Raw genomic sequence first — 15464 nt, 5'->3', positions numbered from 1 at the left:
TCCAAGCGCAGCCAACAGGCCTCACTCCACCTTGCGAATCCGTTCGATCAGCGCGGCCGCCGCGGGGTCGCGCGCGGCCTTGGCGTAGATTGCGGCCATGGCGTCCTCGAACGGCTTGCGGTCGATGTCCCTGATGATGGTCACGCCGGCTTCCTGCGCCTTGCGCTGCGACTGTTCCTCGAGGTCGCGCCACTTCTCGCGCATGAACCGGCTGGAGCGCTGCGCGGCCTCCTTAAAGATCGTCTGCTCCTCCGCCGACAGGCTGTTCCAGGCCTTCAGAGAGATCACCAGCACCTCCGGGCTCATCGTGTGCTCGGTCAGCGTGTAATGGCCGGCATGCTTGTAATGGTTCGTGGTCACGAAGGATGGCCAGTTGTTCTCGGCGCCGTCGATCAGATGGTTGGCGAGCCCGGTGAGCACCTGCCCGTAGGGCAGCTCGACCGGTTCGGCGCCGAGCGCGCGCATCATCTGGCTCATCAACTCCGACTGCTGCACCCGGATCCGCAATCCCTTGAGGTCCGCGATGGTCTTCACCGGGCGGACCCCGTTATAGATCGACCGCGCACCCGAATCGTAGAAGGCGAGCCCGACGAAGCCGTAGGGCTCGAAGCTGCCGAGGATCTCGCTGCCGACAGGCCCGTCCAGCACCTTCTGCATGTGCTCGATGGACCGGAACAGGAACGGCATCGCCAGCACGTTCATCGCCGGGACGAAATTGCCGATCAGGGCGACATTGGTCCGGTTGAGGTCGATCGCACCGGCCCGGGTCTGCTCGATGGTCTCCTTTTCCTCCCCGAGCTGGCGGGAGTGGAACACCTTGATCTCGTGGCGGCCCTTGGTGCGCTCGGCGATCAGGGCGCCCATGTAGCGCAGCGCCTGGACGGTCGGGTAATCTTCGGCCTGGGTGTCGGCGGCGCGAAATTCGCGCGCAACCGCACTCGTCGCGCGCATGCTCGACGAGACTGCGGCAAGCAGAAGCGCGACGAAGACCACCCCGGTCCGCGAGAGTTCGGCACGGCTCAACACTGGCACACTCAACCCCTCAGTGGTGGAGTCTATGGCGGAAGGAAAAGGTTCAATGCAATCTAAAGCGTTTTCAAGCGAAGTGGATACCGGTTCGCGTAAAGAAAACCCGTCAAATTAATAATTTAGAACCCGTTCCGATCGGAACGGGGCTCCAGCAGAAGTTAAGGGAAGTCCCATCCCGCCCCCGGCCAGCGGGCTGATTGTGCGGCGCGGCCGGCGTTCATTCCCGGTTGAAACGACCACTGCCGGGCCTTAAGCAGGACAGCCGCCTCGTCGACCGCGGCCTGGGAAGAGCCATCCTGATGTCAGCCTTGCGCCTTTTGCAGCTCGTTGCCGCCTTTGCGGCCCTCGCATTGGCCGCCCCTGCGCGGGCCGCCACCGAGATCGCCTGGTGGCACGCCATGTCCGGCGAGCTCGGCCGGCAGCTGGAGAAGCTCGCCGCCGACTTCAACGCCTCGCAATCCGATTACCGCATCGTGCCCGTCTACAAGGGCAATTACACCGAGACGGTGACGGCCGCGATCTTCGCCTTCCGCTCGCGCAGCCAGCCCGCCATCGTCCAGGTCAACGAGGTCGCCACCGCCACCATGACCGCGGCCAAGGGCGCGATCTATCCGGTGTTCAGCCTGATGCGGGACCAGGGCGAGCCGTTCTCGCTCAGTGATTACCTGCCCGCGGTCTCCGGCTATTACACCGATGCGGCGGGCAATCTGTTGTCCTTTCCGTTCAATTCCTCGACGCCGATCCTCTATTTCAACAAGACCATGTTCCGCGACGCCGGCCTCGATCCGGAGGCGCCGCCGAAGACCTGGCCGGAACTGGGAGCGGCCGCCAAGCGCCTGCGCGACCGCGGCGCTGCTTGCGGCTTCACCACGTCCTGGCCGTCCTGGATCCATGTCGAGAATTTCGCCGCCTTCCATAACCTCGCGGTCGCGAGCCGGGCGAACGGCTTCGCCGGGCTGGATGCGGAATTGACCATCAACAATCCGAGGCTGGTGCATCACGTCGCGGCGCTCAGCGAGTGGCAGAAGACCAAGCTGTTCGACTATAGCGGCCGTGGCCAGTCGGCCGAGCCGCGCTTCCAGAAGGGCGAGTGCGGCATCTTCATCGGCTCCTCGGCGACGCGCGCCGACATCAAGGCCAATTCGAAGTTCGAGATCGGCTACGGCATGATGCCCTATTGGCCCGACGTGAAGGGCGCGCCGCAGAACTCGATCATCGGCGGCGCCACGCTGTGGGTGCTGCGCGACCGTCCGCGCGAGGAATACAAGGGCGTGGCGCGCTTCTTCGCCTATCTGTCCCAGCCCGGCGTGCAGGCCGCCTGGCACCAGAACACCGGCTATCTCCCCGTGACCCGCGCCGCCTTCGAGCTGACGCGCTCGCAAGGCTTCTACGAGCGCAATCCGGGCTCGGCGATCTCGTTCGAGCAGATCACGCTCAATCCGCCGACCGAGAATTCCAAGGGCATCCGGCTCGGCTCCTTCGTCCTGATCCGCGGCGTGATCGAGGACGAGCTCGAGCAGGCCTTCGCCGGCCACAAGAGCGCGCAATCAGCGCTCGATTCCGCCGTCGAGCGCGGCAACAAGCTCTTGCGCCAGTTCGAGCGCGCGAGTCCCGAGCGGTAGGGTGTGTTGCGATTAGGTCTCGCCGCCGCTGCGAACGAGGTGCGCTCCCTCCCCCGCTTGCGGGGGAGGGTTGGGGAGAGGGTTCTCTCCACGTTGGGATTGTCTGAAGTCTGCGGAGAGTGTCCCCACGTGGAGAGAGCCCCCACCCGGCGCTTCGCGCCGACCTCCCCCGCAAGCGGGAGAGGTGCACCGTTTCCTTGGCTTGCACCGGGTCAACCAAAGTTGCCCCTGCATTCGATACGCGAGTGCAGATGACAATCACGCCGCAACAGCTGCCTCCCTTCACCGACGCCGCAAGCTTCCGCGCCTTCCGCTCCGCGTCCACGCAATGGCTGCCGATCGCCCTCGACATCGCACGTAGCCATGGCCTCGATGCCGGCTCGCCGCATGTGTTTGCGACCGGCACCAATCTCGTGGTCGGCCTCGGCGAGACGCTGATCCTGAAGATCTTTCCGCCGCTGCTCGCAGCGCAGTTCGTCTCGGAGCGCGTCGCGCTGACGCAGCTCAAAGGCCGTCTGCACCTGCCGATCCCCGAGATCGTCGCGGAGGGGATGCGCGACGGCTGGCCCTATCTCGTCATCACGCGCCTTGCCGGCACGCTGGGTTCGGAGGTCTGGCCATCACTGCCGGAGCCGCAGAAGGAGTGGCTGCTGCGCCAGATCGGCGAGACCATTGCGAGCGTGCAGCGCGCGCCGCTTGGACCGCTCGCGCATATCGAGCCGCGCTGGGATGCGTTCATGCGTCAGCAGATGCAGGGCTGCCGCGGGCGGCACGAGCGTCTCGGCCTCGCACCAAAATTCCTCGCCGGCCTCGACGATCTCCTACGTGACGCCCCGAAGCTGATCCCGATGGACGCGCCGCCGGTGATCCTGATCGGCGAATACATTCCCGAGAATTTCCTGCTCGCCTGCGATAATGGCCAATGGTCGCTCGGCGGCCTGTTCGACTTCGGCGACGTGCTGACAGGGTGGCGCGACTACGACCTGCTCGGCCCCAGCGCCTTCATGGCGGCGGGCCGTCCGGGCAGAGTGAAGAGCCTGCTCGAAGGCTTTGGCTATGCAAGGCTGGATTTCACGCTCAAGCGCCGCCTGATGACCCTGATGCTGCTGCACCGCGCCAGCGACCTCAACAGCCACATCTGCATCGAGGGCTGGCAGGAGAGGGCGAATGATCTGGTCGAGCTACAGGAGCTGATCTGGCCCAACTGAGCGCTCCGCTCCGTCATTCCGGGGCGCCGCGCAGCGGCGAGCCCGGAATCCATTGTGCCGCGCGTTCTGCCGCCGGATGGATTCCGGGTTCGATGCTGCGCATCGCCCCGGAATGACTCCTGGGGCGCCGCGGCGCGAGCGCCAGATGGCAACGTTTGGCGACTGCCTCCACACTGAGCCCTCAAGCCGAGAAGCCTAATTTTTATGCAATTGCTCGTCTTTGTATGCAATGGCCCCTTGCGGTGCAGAGTGGTCAGATAAGAATAGCCGGCGATATCAATTACTTAGATGAACTTTAGTCTCCCGTTAAGCCTTGGCACAAACCTTGCGAATCCAGTTCCAGCCAAAAACCTTTGTGTTGGAGCGATTTCATGAAGCGCCGCGATTTCCTCAAATCCGTTTCCGGGTTGGCCGCTGGCGCGGCGCTCCCGGCCATGCCGTCCGTGATCTCCCCGGCCAAGGCCGATGCCCGCTCGGAGACCTTGCTGATCGTTTCCGAAGGCGGCCCGAACAATCTCGACATCCATGGCATCGGCACCAACGTGCCCGGCTATGAAGTCTCCTGGAATTGCTACGACCGCCTGATCAGCCACGAGATGAAGAGCGGTCCCGGCGGCGTGCCCTATTACGACCGTGACAAGTTCAAGGGCGAACTCGCCGACGACATGAAGATCGACGACATGTCGGTCACCTTCAAGCTGAAGAAGAACGCCAAATTCCACGACGGCGCGCCTGTTACCGCGAAAGACGTGAAATGGTCGCTCGACCGCGCCGTCAGCGTCGGCGGCTTCCCGACCTTCCAGATGAGCGCGGGTTCGCTCACCAAGGCCGAGCAATTCGTCGTGGTCGACGATCACACTGTGCGCGTCGACTTCCTGAAGAAGGACAAGCTGACGATCCCCGATCTAGCCGTGATCGTGCCCTGCATCGTCAATTCCGAGCTGGTGAAGAAGAATGCCAGCGAGAAGGATCCCTGGGGCCTCGAGTTTACAAAACAGCAGACCGCCGGCTCCGGCGCCTACAAGGTGACGAAGTGGACCGCGGGCACCGAGGTGATCATGGAGCGCAATGAGGATTGGGTCGGCGGTCCGCTTCCCAAGATCAAGCGCGTGATCTGGCGCATGGTGCCGCAGGCAGGCAACCGCCGTGCACTGCTCGAGCGCGGCGATGCCGACATCTCCTATGAGCTGCCGTTCAAGGATTTCCAGGAGATGAAGGCGAACGGCAAGCTCAACGTGGTGTCGCTGCCGTTCTCCAACGGCATCCAGTATATCGGCATGAACGTCACCAAGCCGCCGTTCGACAATCCGAAAGTGCGGCAGGCCATCGCCTATGCGTTGCCGTACCAGAAGATCATGGACGCCGTGCTGTTCGGTCTCGGCAATCCCATGTTCGGCGCAAAGGACAAGGCCACCGAAGTCGCCTGGCCGCAGCCGCACAAGTACAACACCGACATGGAGAAGGCGAAGGCCCTGCTGGCTGAAGCCGGTTACGCCAACGGCTTCGAGACCACGATCTCGTTCGATCTCAACTTCGCCGGCGTCAACGAGCCGCTCTGCGTCCTCGTGCAGGAGAGCCTCGCCCAGCTCGGCATCAAGACCACCATCAACAAGGTGCCCGGCGCCAACTGGCGCACCGAGCTCAACAAGAAGGAGATGCCGCTCTTCACCAACGTGTTCTCGGGCTGGCTCGATTACCCCGAGTACTTCTTCTACTGGTGCTATCACGGCAACAATTCCGTCTTCAACACCATGAGCTACAAGTCGGCGGCGATGGACAAGTTCATCGACGGTGCGCGCACGGCGGCCGCCACCGGCGACAAGGCCGCTTACGATGCCGACGTGAAGGGCTTCGTCGATCTCGCCTTCGCCGACGTCCCGCGCATCCCGCTCTACCAGCCCTTCGTAAACGTCGCGATGCAGAAGAACGTCAGCGGCTACCAGTACTGGTTCCACCGGCGGCTGGATTATCGCGCGATGGCGAAGGGGTAAGGGGTCATGAGTGAGGTGCGCACGCCTCTCTCATTCCCTCTCCCCTTGTGGGAGAGGGTGGCTCGCCGCGTAGCGGCGAGACGGGTGAGGGGTAGCCACGAACTCCGATCTCGCTTGTCGCTACCCCTCACCCCAACCCTCTCCCACAAGGGGAGAGGGGGCGCAGCGGCGCAAGCCGTGCGAGCTTGTTCCCAATCGGAATGCGGAAGGAGGTTGCTATGCTGACCATGATCGGCAAGCGCCTGATGTTCGCGATTCCCTCGCTGATCGGCGTCGTCATCGTCACCTTCCTGCTGACGCGCGCGCTGCCGGGCGATCCCGCGGCCTACTTCGCCGGCCCCGCCGCGACCAAGGAAGCCGTCGAGCAGATCCGCAAGAAGCTCGGCTTGGACAAGCCGCTGATCGAACAGTTCTTCCGCTATGCCAACGATCTCGCGCATGGCGATTTCGGCAACTCGCTGACGACGGGCCAGCCGGTCGCCACCGAGATTCGTAACCGCCTGCCGGCGTCAGCCGAGCTGACGCTGCTCGGCCTCTTCGTGTCCATTGCGATCGCCATTCCGCTCGGCGTGCTCGCGGCAACGCGGCCGGGATCGTGGATCGATCATCTCTGTCGGATCACGACCACGGCCGGCGTGTCGCTGCCGGTGTTCTTCACCGGCCTCGTGCTGGTCTATGTCTTCTATTTCCGGCTGGGCTGGTCGCCGGCGCCGCTCGGCCGTCTCGATGTGTTCTACAGCGCGCCGCCGACGGTGACAGGCTTCTATCTGATCGACACTTTGATCGCGCGCGATGTCGAGGCGTTCCGCTCGGCGTTGAGCCAGCTCATTCTTCCCGCAACGACGCTCGCAATCTTCTCGCTGGCGCCGATCGCGCGCATGACGCGCGCCTCGATGCTCGCGGTGCTCGCGTCCGAATTCGTCCGCACCGCGCGCGCCAGCGGCCTGTCGCCGGCAACCGTGATCGTCACCTACGCGTTCCGCAACGCGATGCTGCCGGTCATCACCACGCTCAGCATGGTGTTCTCGTTCCTGCTGGGGGCCAACGTGCTGGTCGAGAAAGTGTTCGCATGGCCGGGCATCGGCTCCTACGCGGTGGAAGCGCTGATCTCCTCCGACTTCGCGCCGGTGCAGGGTTTCGTGCTGACCATGGCCGTGATGTACGTGCTGCTCAATCTGATCATCGACATTTTGTACGGCGTGATCGACCCGCGCGTGCGGTTGGAGGGCTAGGCTATGAGCTCCGTTGCGCCTGCTGTTGAACCTGTCGGCCCCGCCCGCACGTCAGGCCTCGTCGCGGTGCTTGAGCAGACCCGTTACGTCCTCAGCGAGAACAAGGTCACGGGCTTTGCCTTTGCGCTGCTCCTGATCATCGTGTTCGCCGCGCTGTTCGGCCCTTACGTGGTGCCGTACGATCCGCTCGCCTCCGACACCGCGGCTGCGTTGAAACCGCCGTCGGCGGCGCACTGGTTCGGCACCGACCAGCTGGGGCGCGACATCTTCAGCCGCGTCATCGTCGCCACGCGCCTCGACTTCTTCATCGCGATCGCTTCGGTCGCGCTGGTGTTCCTGATGGGCGGCCTTGCCGGCATCGCGGCCGGCTATTTCGGCGGCTGGACCGACCGCATCGTCGGCCGCATCGCCGACACCATTATGGCCTTCCCGCTGTTCGTGCTCGCGATGGGCATCGTCGCCGCGCTCGGCAACACCGTGCAGAACATCATCCTGGCCACCGCGATCGTGAACTTCCCGCTCTATGCCCGCGTCGCGCGCGCGGAAGCCAATGTCCGCCGCAATGCCGGCTTCGTGCAGGCCGCGCGTCTGTCAGGCAACGGCGAATTCCGCATCCTCCTGGTGCACATCCTGCCGAACATCATGCCGATCATGATCGTGCAGATGTCGCTGACCATGGGCTACGCCATCCTCAACGCCGCCGGCCTCTCCTTCATCGGCCTCGGCGTCCGCCCGCCGACCGCCGAATGGGGCATCATGGTCGCCGAAGGCGCGGGCTTCATGGTGTCGGGCGAATGGTGGATCGCGCTCTTCCCCGGCCTTGCCCTGATGATCGCCGTGTTCTGCTTCAACCTTCTCGGCGACGGCCTGCGCGACATCGTCGATCCCCAGCGGAGGACGTGATGCTCAACCTCCAAGAAAAATTCTCCAATGATTTCAGTCGCCATTCTACTGTGCATGGGGTTGTTTTCGACCGTTTGAGTGACGGGAGCCGGCCATGACGGCCCAGCCCCTGCTCGACGTCCAGGACCTCACGGTCGAATTCACCACCCGACGCGGCATCGTCAAGGCGGTGCAGCACGTCAACATCTCCGTCGCCAAGGGCGAGACGCTCGCCATCGTCGGCGAGTCCGGCTCCGGCAAGTCGGTGACCTCCTACGCGGTGATGCGCATCCTCGACCGCGCCGGCAAGATCGCCGAGGGCTCGGTGATGTTCTCCGGCATCGACGTCAAGGCGGCGACCGAAGACCAGATGCGGGACTTGCGCGGCCGCGAAGTCTCGATGGTCTTCCAGAACCCGCGCGCCGCTCTGAACCCGATCCGGAAAGTTGGCGACCAGATCGAGGACGTGCTGCGGACCCATGTGCAGCAGGCCCAGGTCGCCGATCACGGCGAGAAGGCGATCGAGGCGCTGGAGCAGGTCAAGATCGCCCGCCCACGCGAGCGGTATCACGCCTATCCGTTCGAGCTGTCGGGCGGCATGTGCCAGCGCGTCGTCATCGCGCTCGCGCTGGCCTGCAATCCGCAGCTGCTCATCGCCGACGAGCCGACGACCGGATTGGATGTCACCACGCAGAAGGCGGTGATGGACCTGATCGTCGAGCTGACGAAACGCCGCGCGATGTCGACCATCCTGATCACGCACGATCTTGGCCTCGCTGCCGCCTATTGCGACCGCGTCGTCGTCATGGAGAAGGGCCGCGTCGTCGAGACCGCCACCGCCGCCGACATTTTTGCCAACCCTCAGCACCCCTACACCAAGAAGCTGATGCGCGCGACGCCGCGGCTCGGGGTGAGCTTGCGCGATCTGCTGCCGGAAGAGGAGACTCTTGCCTCTCCCCGCGTGCGGGGAGAGGCCGACGCACGAAGTGCGGCGGGTGAGGGGGACTCTCCACGAGTCGAGTTCGCAGAGGCAGCCCCTCACCCCAACCCTCTCCCCGTGAAGGACGGGGAGAGGGAGCAGAGCGGTGCAAGCGGTGAGAGGGAGAAGACGCTCCTCCTCCGCGTTGAAAAGCTCGTCAAGGAATATCCCCGCCAGGGCGCGACCGCCGTGCTCGGCAAGCTGTTCGGCCGCAAGCCGCCGGTCGAGCCGGACGTGTTCCGCGCCGTCGACGGCATCAGCTTCGTGATCGGTCATGGCGAGAGCGTCGGTCTGGTCGGCGAATCCGGCTGCGGCAAATCGACCACGTCGATGATGGTGATGCGTCTGCTCGACCAGACCTCCGGCCTGATCCAGTTCGACGGCGAGGACATCGGCGGCATTCAGCCTGCCGCCTTCGCCCGGCTGCCGCAGCGTAGCCGCATCCAGATGGTGTTCCAGGACCCGACCGACAGCCTCAACCCGCGCTTCACCGCCGCGCGCGCGATCGCCGACCCGATCATGCAGCTTGGCGATATCAAGGGCCGCGACGCGCTCCGCGCCCGCTGCGAGGAACTCGCCACCATGGTCGGCCTGCCGCACAATCTGCTCGACCGCTTCCCGCACCAATTGTCCGGCGGCCAGAAGGCCCGCGTCGGTATCGCCCGGGCGATCGCGCTGCATCCCAAGCTCGTCATCCTGGACGAGCCGACCGCGGCGCTGGACGTCTCCGTGCAGGCTGTCGTCCTCAACCTGCTGCAGGACCTCAAGGCGCGGCTAGGTATGAGTTATCTGTTCGTCTCGCATGATTTGAACGTGGTGCGCTTGTTGTGCGATCGTGTCATTGTGATGCGGACCGGACGGATCGTCGAGGAGGGCTCTTCCGAGCAGGTTCTCGGCGATCCCAAGGACGACTACACCAAGGAGCTGCTGACGGCGATCCCGCATCCGCCGTTGCCGATCCACTGAGACTGCACTGATTGCTTGAGAGCGTGATGGCCGAACCCCTGGACGACTATATCGACGCCGTATCGAAGGCGCTGGCGCTGCCGATCGAGGAGGCCTGGCGGCCTGCCGTGCGCGCCAACCTCGAGGTCTCGTTGCGGCTTGGCCGTCTGGTCGACGAATTTGCGCTGCCGGACGAAACCGAGCCGGCGCCGATCTTCACGGCCTGACGCCATGTCCGCCAAGCCAGAGATGACGGCCTCCGAGATCGCAAGTGCGGTTGCGGGGCGCAAGATGTCCGCGCTCGATGCCACTGAAGCTGCGCTCGCGCGCATCGCGCGGCATGACGGCATCCTCAATTCCTTCACCGACGTCACCGCTGAACGCGCCCGCGCGAAAGCGCGCGCGATCGATGCGGATCTCGCGGCGGGCAGGACAATCGGTCCGCTCGCCGGCGTCCCCTTCGCCGTCAAGAACCTGTTCGATGTGGCGGGCCTTTCAACGCGCGCCGGCTCGAAGATCAACCGCGACCTCGCGCCCGCCAAGCGCGATGCGACGCTGATCGAGCGGATGGAGGCGGCCGGCGCCGTTCTCGTCGGTGCGCTCAACATGGGCGAATACGCCTACGATTTCACGGGCGAGAACATCCACGACGGTCCCTCGCGCAATCCGCACGACACCACGCGGATGAGCGGCGGCTCCTCCGGCGGCTCGGGCAGCGCCGTCGGCGGCGCGCTGGTGCCGATCGCGCTCGGCTCCGACACCAACGGCTCAATCCGCGTGCCGTCGTCCTTCTGTGGCATCTTCGGCCTGAAGCCGACCTATGGCCGGCTGTCACGTGCGCGCTCCTTCCCGTTCGTGGCGAGCCTCGATCATCTCGGCCCGTTCGCGCGCTCCGTCGCCGATCTCGCGCTCGCCTATGACGCGATGCAGGGTCCGGATGCCGACGACGGCGCCTGCACTACGCGCGGGTTGGAGCCCGTCACGCCGCTGCTCGATGAGTCCATCTCCGGCCTGCGCGTTGCGATCGCCGGCGGCCACTTCCAGAAGAACGTGTTTCCGGAAGCGGTCGAAGCCGTCAGCCGCGTCGCCAAGGCGCTGGGCGCAACGCAAGTGGTGGATGTTCCCGAAGCATCGCGCGCCCGTGCCGCCGCCTATGTCATCACCACCACTGAAGGCGCTTCGCTCCATCTCGATCGCCTGCGCAAGCGCCCTGGCGATTTCGACCCGGCGGTGCGCGACCGGCTGATCGCGGGCGCCATGGTGCCGGCCCCGCTGGTCGACCGCGCCCAGAAATTCCGCCGCTGGTATCGCGCGCAGCTTGCCGAGATCTTTCGGTCGGTCGACGTGCTGCTGGCGCCGGCGACGCCCTGCACCGCGCCGAAGCTCGGCCAGGTCAATTTCAATCTCGACGGCGTCGAGCTGCCGGTGCGCGCCAATATCGGCATCCACACCCAGCCGATCTCCTTCATCGGCCTGCCGGTGGTCGCGGTCCCCGTGCCGCTCGAGCCGCTGCCGATCGGCGTGCAGATCATTTGTGCGCCCTGGCGCGAGGACATCGCGCTGCGCGTCGCGCACGCATTGGAGAAGATGGGCGTCGTCGCTGCGCCCGCGCCGAGAGGGTTCTAAGATGCAGATCGATCTCCCCGAGGTGATCGCGGAAGTCAAAGCCGCGTTCGAGCGCTATGAGCAAGCCCTCGTCAGCAACGACGTCGCCGTGCTCGGCGAGCTCTTCCGCAACGATCCGCGCACCTTGCGCTACGGCATCGGCGAGAACCTCTATGGCTACGAGGCGATCAGCGGCTTCCGTGCCGCGCGCTCGCCGGTCGGGCTGAACCGCCGCACCGCCAAAACCGTGATCACCAGCTATGGCCGCGACACGGCCGTGGCGTCCACCTTGTTCTATCGCGATACGGCTCCCGGCAAGGTCGGCCGGCAGATGCAGACGTGGATACGTTTCCCGGAGGGCTGGCGCGTCGTCGCCGCTCATGTCAGCATCATCGACGAGCCGAAAGAGACCGTATGACGCTTGATGATCTTCCGCAGGGCGCATTGCCGGCCGAGCCGGTGGTGCCGCGCGTCGACCGTGCATCGCCGTCGCTGCTGAAGGTCACGCGCGCCGAGGAGCTGCGGCTGCAGCTTGCCGACGAGATCGTGCGGGGAACGCTGGCGCCGGGCTCGCCGCTGGACGAGACCGACATCGCGCGGCGCTTCAACGTCTCGCGCACGCCGGTGCGCGAGGCGCTGCGCCAGCTGGTGGCGAGCGGCCTTGTCGAGGCGCGGCCGCATCGCGGCGCCGTGGTGGCGCGGCCATCCGTCGAGCGGCTGAAAGGCATGTTCGAGGCGATGGCGGAGCTCGAGGCCTTGTGCGCCGGTCTTGCCGCCGAACGCATGTCGGCGGCGGAGCGTCACGGCCTGGAGGCCGTCCACGAGGAGCTGCGGGTGCTGAGCTACACCGGCAATCCCGAGCGCTTCCACGAGGTCAACGAGCGCTTCCACAACGCGCTCTATGCCGGCTCGCAGAACGGCTACATCGCCGAGATCACGCTCGCGACCCGCGTCCGCGTGCAGCCGTTCCGCCGCGCCCAGTTCCGCAACCTCGGCCGCCTCGCCAAATCGCAAGCCGAGCACGACCGCGTCGTCGTCGCCATCATGCGCGGCGACAAGCAGGGCGCCGCCGCCGCCATGCGCGCGCATATCGAGCTGGTGCGCGGGGAGTACGAGATCTACGCGGTGTCGGTGTGAGTTGCGTGTTCACCACGAGGTGAAGGAGAGGCGTCGGTTCTCAGGAACCCGGCTTTGCACCGATCGTTTCCTCCCATCGATCCGATAAGGAGAATACACCATGGCCTCCTCCGAGAAAGATCCCCGCCATCACACCCAGAAGATGAAGCAGCGTCTACAGGAGACGGTGACGCATCTGCGCGAAGACATCCGCAAGGTCGACGAGCCCCAGCTCACCGCGATGTTCGAAACGTCCGCAGAGGTGCTGTCCGGCCTCGTCAAGGCGTTCGACGATTACGAGAAGAAGAACGAAGCCGCCTGGCGCAAGTCGGCGTGAGGCCGCGGTCGCTGTCTACGCCGTCGTGGCTTCAGCCATAAACTTGCGCCAGCCGCCATAGGCGGTGATGTCGCGAGCTTCGCCCAGCACTTCCGGCTCGACCAAAAATCCCTTCACGCTGCGGCCGTCGGCGAGCCTGATCGTGCCGATCGCCATGGGCGCGGGAATCGCGTTGACGAACTTGCCGAAGGCGGAAGACGACAGCGACCAGATCTCCAGCTCGATCGCAGCGCCTTGGCCGGCCTCGACGCGCAGCATGCCCGGCTTCGGCGGCGTGGTCTGGAGTGCATAGAGCTTGTAATCGGCGGCCGTCCTGGTGGCCTCGATCATGTGTGCGTTCAGCGCCGTCAGCTCGCCGTTCAGCGCCATGCCGGACAGATGTGCGCCGACCACCGCGATCGGAATCTCGTCGTCGCTGCTTGCGGGCAGGGGCGCGAGCGGGGCCTGCGCCACACCCTTCGCGCCGACCGTCAGTTTCGTGTCGCCATGGAACACCCGTCCGATGCTGGCCAGCAGCGCGTCGCGCCCTGCGGGCGCCAGCAGCGTGATGCCGAACGGGATGCCGTCGCTGCGCATCGCAGCCGGCACGGCGAGGCCGCAGAGGTCGAGCAGGTTGACGAAATTGGTGTAGGTGCCGAGCCGGCTGTTGAGCTCGATCGGATTGGCCAGCACCTGCGCGGTCGTATAGGCCGTCGGCGCCGTCGGCAGCACCAGCGCGTCGATGTTGGCGAACGTGCGCTCGGCGATCTTGCGCAGGCCCTGCAGGCGATAGAGCGCCGAGAAGGTTTCCGCCGCGGTCAGCCGCGCGCCGGCCGCGGTGATCTCCCGCGTGACGGGGTGGATCGTGTCTGGCGCGGACGCCAGCAGGTTCTTGATCACGAGGTAACGCTCGGCGACCCAGGGGCCCTCATAGAGCAGCCGCGCCGTCTCGTAGAACGGCTCGAGGTCGAACTCGACCAGCTTTGCCCCGAGCGCGGTCCATCGCTTCAGCGCATCGTTGTAGGCGGCTTCCGCTTTCTTGTCGCCGAAGAAGATCAGCTGGCCGTTGCGCGGCACACCCAAGCGCAGGTTTGCCGGCATCGGCGTGATCGCGCCGAACGGCCGGTCGCGCGAGAATGGATCGGCCTGGTCGGGGCCGGCCATCACCGACAGCGCGAGTGCGGCATCGTCCACGGTCAGTGCGAACACCGAGATGCAGTCGAGCGTGCGGCAGGCCGGCACCAGGCCTGCGGTCGAGATCATGCCGAGGCTCGGCTTCAACCCGACGATGTTATTGAGCATCGCCGGCACGCGGCCGGAGCCGGCGGTATCCGTGCCGAGCGACAGCGGCACGAGTCCGGCGCCGACCGCAGTGGCTGAGCCCGAGCTCGAGCCACCGGGAATCAGATCCTCGCGGATCGAATTCCTGGGGATGCCGTAGGGCGAACGGACGCCGACGAGGCCGGTCGCGAACTGGTCGAGATTGGTCTTGCCGATGATGATCGCCCCCGCCCCGCGCAGCCGTTCCACCGCGGTCGAGTCGTGTGCCGGCGTGTAGGAGAAAGCCGGGCAGGCCGCGGTGGTAGGGAAGCCCAGCGCGTCGATATTGTCCTTCACCGCGACCGGCACGCCGTAAAGCGGCAGGCTGGCAGCATCCGCCTGGGCCGCGAGCTTCTCTGCTTCCGCGATCGCGTCCTTCTCGTCGCGCAGGCTGATGAACACGGCAGGATCGTCGTGATCGCGGATGCGCTGATAGGTCCGCGCGACCGTCTCTGCCGGCGTCAGCGTCCCCGCGCGGTGCGCGGCCACAATCGCGGCGATCGTTTCAGGCTGCTCGGCCCCCATGGCGGCAAAACTCCGGCAATTCGTCTTCGCCCGGAGTTAAGCAAGCGATGTGCCATTGTGTACAGAATCCGGGCAGGATGATCGTGCCGGATCCTATCGTGCGATCAGTGGCTTGGGGGACATTTCGGCCGGCGCCCGGCCGGTCGCCTCAGTGACCTATCTGCCCAAATCATAGGCAGTCGGGATCAGGTGAAGCCGGAGAGGATCCGGAGCAGCTGTGCCCGGTTCTCCTTGCCGATCTTCGCCTCGACGTGCCGCTCGTGCTCGGCTGCGAGCCGCTTGAATTTCGTCAGCGCCGTCTCGCCCTGCGCGGTGAGGTGCAGCGCATGCGAACGCCGGTCCTGCTTCGACTTGATCCGCTTCACCAGCTTGCGCTGTTCGAGGCTGTCGAGCAGGTGCACCAGCCGGGCACGCTCGATGCCGAGGCGTTTTGCCACCGCCATCTGCGACAGGCCCGGATTGGCGCCGATCACGGTCAGCACCGAATATTGCGTCGGCCTGATGTCGACCTCGCCGAGCGTCTTGATGAAGTCCTGAAAGATCCAGATCTGGAAGCGCCGTACCGCATAGCCGGCGTGGCCGACCAGCGCGTCGAGGCCAACGTCGTCGGCACCATCGCGTGGTGCTGCGCCGTTGCCGGCGCGCTTGCGCGGGGCGTGGCGGCCGTCGGCCCGGGATGCTGTGGCTGTCACGT

14 protein-coding genes are annotated in these 15464 nt (G+C 65.6%); 11 read left to right on the top strand and 3 right to left on the bottom strand.

What is annotated here, in order from left to right:
• Positions 1-21: 21 nt before the first annotated feature.
• Positions 22-1032 carry a TRAP transporter substrate-binding protein gene (locus I6F21_RS13385; RefSeq protein ID WP_057028609.1) on the bottom strand — a complete coding sequence of 337 codons (1011 nt, stop codon included), beginning with the start codon at positions 1030-1032 and terminating at the stop codon, positions 22-24.
• A 296-nt stretch (positions 1033-1328) separates the two neighbouring features.
• Here I6F21_RS13385 and ugpB point away from each other — a divergent pair, with 296 nt between their 5' ends.
• The 11 genes from ugpB (at position 1329) to I6F21_RS13330 (ending at position 12946) form a co-directional block, all read left to right on the top strand.
• Positions 1329-2651 (top strand): sn-glycerol-3-phosphate ABC transporter substrate-binding protein UgpB, encoded by a 1323-nt coding sequence (gene ugpB, locus I6F21_RS13380; RefSeq protein ID WP_225183218.1) that lies wholly within the window; start codon positions 1329-1331, stop codon positions 2649-2651.
• 251 nt (positions 2652-2902) lie between these two features.
• Positions 2903-3859, top strand: coding sequence for an aminoglycoside 3'-phosphotransferase/choline kinase family protein (locus I6F21_RS13375; protein WP_225183253.1), 957 nt, complete (start codon positions 2903-2905; stop codon positions 3857-3859).
• A gap of 371 nt (positions 3860-4230) precedes the next feature.
• The gene (locus I6F21_RS13370) at positions 4231-5850 is read left to right on the top strand and encodes an ABC transporter substrate-binding protein (protein ID WP_225183217.1); all 1620 of its coding nucleotides are present in this window, start codon (positions 4231-4233) and stop codon (positions 5848-5850) included.
• 218 nt (positions 5851-6068) lie between these two features.
• Positions 6069-7082: an ABC transporter permease gene (locus I6F21_RS13365; RefSeq protein WP_225134372.1), complete on the top strand. Its 1014-nt coding sequence runs from the start codon at positions 6069-6071 to the stop codon at positions 7080-7082.
• A gap of 3 nt (positions 7083-7085) precedes the next feature.
• The gene (locus I6F21_RS13360) at positions 7086-7985 is read left to right on the top strand and encodes an ABC transporter permease (RefSeq protein WP_128266039.1); all 900 of its coding nucleotides are present in this window, start codon (positions 7086-7088) and stop codon (positions 7983-7985) included.
• Between the two features lie 94 nt (positions 7986-8079).
• Positions 8080-9909, top strand: a complete 1830-nt coding sequence (locus I6F21_RS13355; protein WP_225183216.1) for an ABC transporter ATP-binding protein — start codon at positions 8080-8082, stop codon at positions 9907-9909.
• A 26-nt stretch (positions 9910-9935) separates the two neighbouring features.
• Positions 9936-10115, top strand: a complete 180-nt coding sequence (locus I6F21_RS13350) for a DUF4089 domain-containing protein (RefSeq protein WP_036001861.1) — start codon at positions 9936-9938, stop codon at positions 10113-10115.
• A 4-nt stretch (positions 10116-10119) separates the two neighbouring features.
• Positions 10120-11514: an AtzE family amidohydrolase gene (locus tag I6F21_RS13345; protein ID WP_225183215.1), complete on the top strand. Its 1395-nt coding sequence runs from the start codon at positions 10120-10122 to the stop codon at positions 11512-11514.
• A 1-nt stretch (position 11515) separates the two neighbouring features.
• On the top strand, positions 11516-11911 hold the full coding sequence (hpxZ, locus tag I6F21_RS13340) for an oxalurate catabolism protein HpxZ (RefSeq protein ID WP_225183214.1): 396 nt from the start codon (positions 11516-11518) through the stop codon (positions 11909-11911).
• On the top strand, positions 11908-12630 hold the full coding sequence (locus tag I6F21_RS13335; protein ID WP_225128439.1) for a GntR family transcriptional regulator: 723 nt from the start codon (positions 11908-11910) through the stop codon (positions 12628-12630). Before hpxZ ends, I6F21_RS13335 begins: the two co-directional genes overlap by 4 nt.
• Before the next feature lie 100 nt (positions 12631-12730).
• Entirely contained in the window at positions 12731-12946 is a 216-nt protein-coding gene (locus I6F21_RS13330) for a hypothetical protein (RefSeq protein WP_029673845.1), read from the top strand.
• A 15-nt stretch (positions 12947-12961) separates the two neighbouring features.
• Here I6F21_RS13330 and atzF read toward each other — a convergent pair whose 3' ends face one another.
• Together atzF and I6F21_RS13320 are read right to left on the bottom strand one after the other, a co-directional pair.
• A complete protein-coding gene (gene atzF, locus I6F21_RS13325; RefSeq protein ID WP_225140632.1) occupies positions 12962-14770 on the bottom strand; it encodes an allophanate hydrolase in 1809 nt (602 codons plus the stop codon).
• 185 nt (positions 14771-14955) lie between these two features.
• Positions 14956-15462 carry a MarR family winged helix-turn-helix transcriptional regulator gene (locus I6F21_RS13320; protein WP_225152045.1) on the bottom strand — a complete coding sequence of 169 codons (507 nt, stop codon included), beginning with the start codon at positions 15460-15462 and terminating at the stop codon, positions 14956-14958.
• Positions 15463-15464: the final 2 nt, after the last annotated feature.

Origin of the sequence: Bradyrhizobium sp. NBAIM03 (assembly GCF_020194055.1) — a bacterium.
Lineage (GTDB): Bacteria > Pseudomonadota > Alphaproteobacteria > Rhizobiales > Xanthobacteraceae > Bradyrhizobium > Bradyrhizobium yuanmingense.
Note: the sequence above shows the minus strand (reverse complement) of the source record. Positions and strands in the feature narration are given on the sequence as shown.

Excerpts from the sequence above, each read along its gene's own strand:
- I6F21_RS13365 (WP_225134372.1), top strand. The coding sequence starts at position 6,069 with ATGCTGACCATGATCGGCAAGCGCCTGATGTTCGCGATTCCCTCGCTG.
- I6F21_RS13350 (WP_036001861.1), top strand. The coding sequence starts at position 9,936 with ATGGCCGAACCCCTGGACGACTATATCGACGCCGTATCGAAGGCGCTG.
- I6F21_RS13375 (WP_225183253.1), top strand. The coding sequence starts at position 2,903 with ATGACAATCACGCCGCAACAGCTGCCTCCCTTCACCGACGCCGCAAGC.
- I6F21_RS13355 (WP_225183216.1), top strand. The coding sequence starts at position 8,080 with ATGACGGCCCAGCCCCTGCTCGACGTCCAGGACCTCACGGTCGAATTC.
- I6F21_RS13330 (WP_029673845.1), top strand. The coding sequence starts at position 12,731 with ATGGCCTCCTCCGAGAAAGATCCCCGCCATCACACCCAGAAGATGAAG.
- I6F21_RS13335 (WP_225128439.1), top strand. The coding sequence starts at position 11,908 with ATGACGCTTGATGATCTTCCGCAGGGCGCATTGCCGGCCGAGCCGGTG.
- ugpB (WP_225183218.1), top strand. The coding sequence starts at position 1,329 with ATGTCAGCCTTGCGCCTTTTGCAGCTCGTTGCCGCCTTTGCGGCCCTC.
- I6F21_RS13360 (WP_128266039.1), top strand. The coding sequence starts at position 7,086 with ATGAGCTCCGTTGCGCCTGCTGTTGAACCTGTCGGCCCCGCCCGCACG.
- I6F21_RS13370 (WP_225183217.1), top strand. The coding sequence starts at position 4,231 with ATGAAGCGCCGCGATTTCCTCAAATCCGTTTCCGGGTTGGCCGCTGGC.
- atzF (WP_225140632.1), bottom strand. The coding sequence starts at position 14,770 with ATGGGGGCCGAGCAGCCTGAAACGATCGCCGCGATTGTGGCCGCGCAC.
- I6F21_RS13345 (WP_225183215.1), top strand. The coding sequence starts at position 10,120 with ATGTCCGCCAAGCCAGAGATGACGGCCTCCGAGATCGCAAGTGCGGTT.
- hpxZ (WP_225183214.1), top strand. The coding sequence starts at position 11,516 with ATGCAGATCGATCTCCCCGAGGTGATCGCGGAAGTCAAAGCCGCGTTC.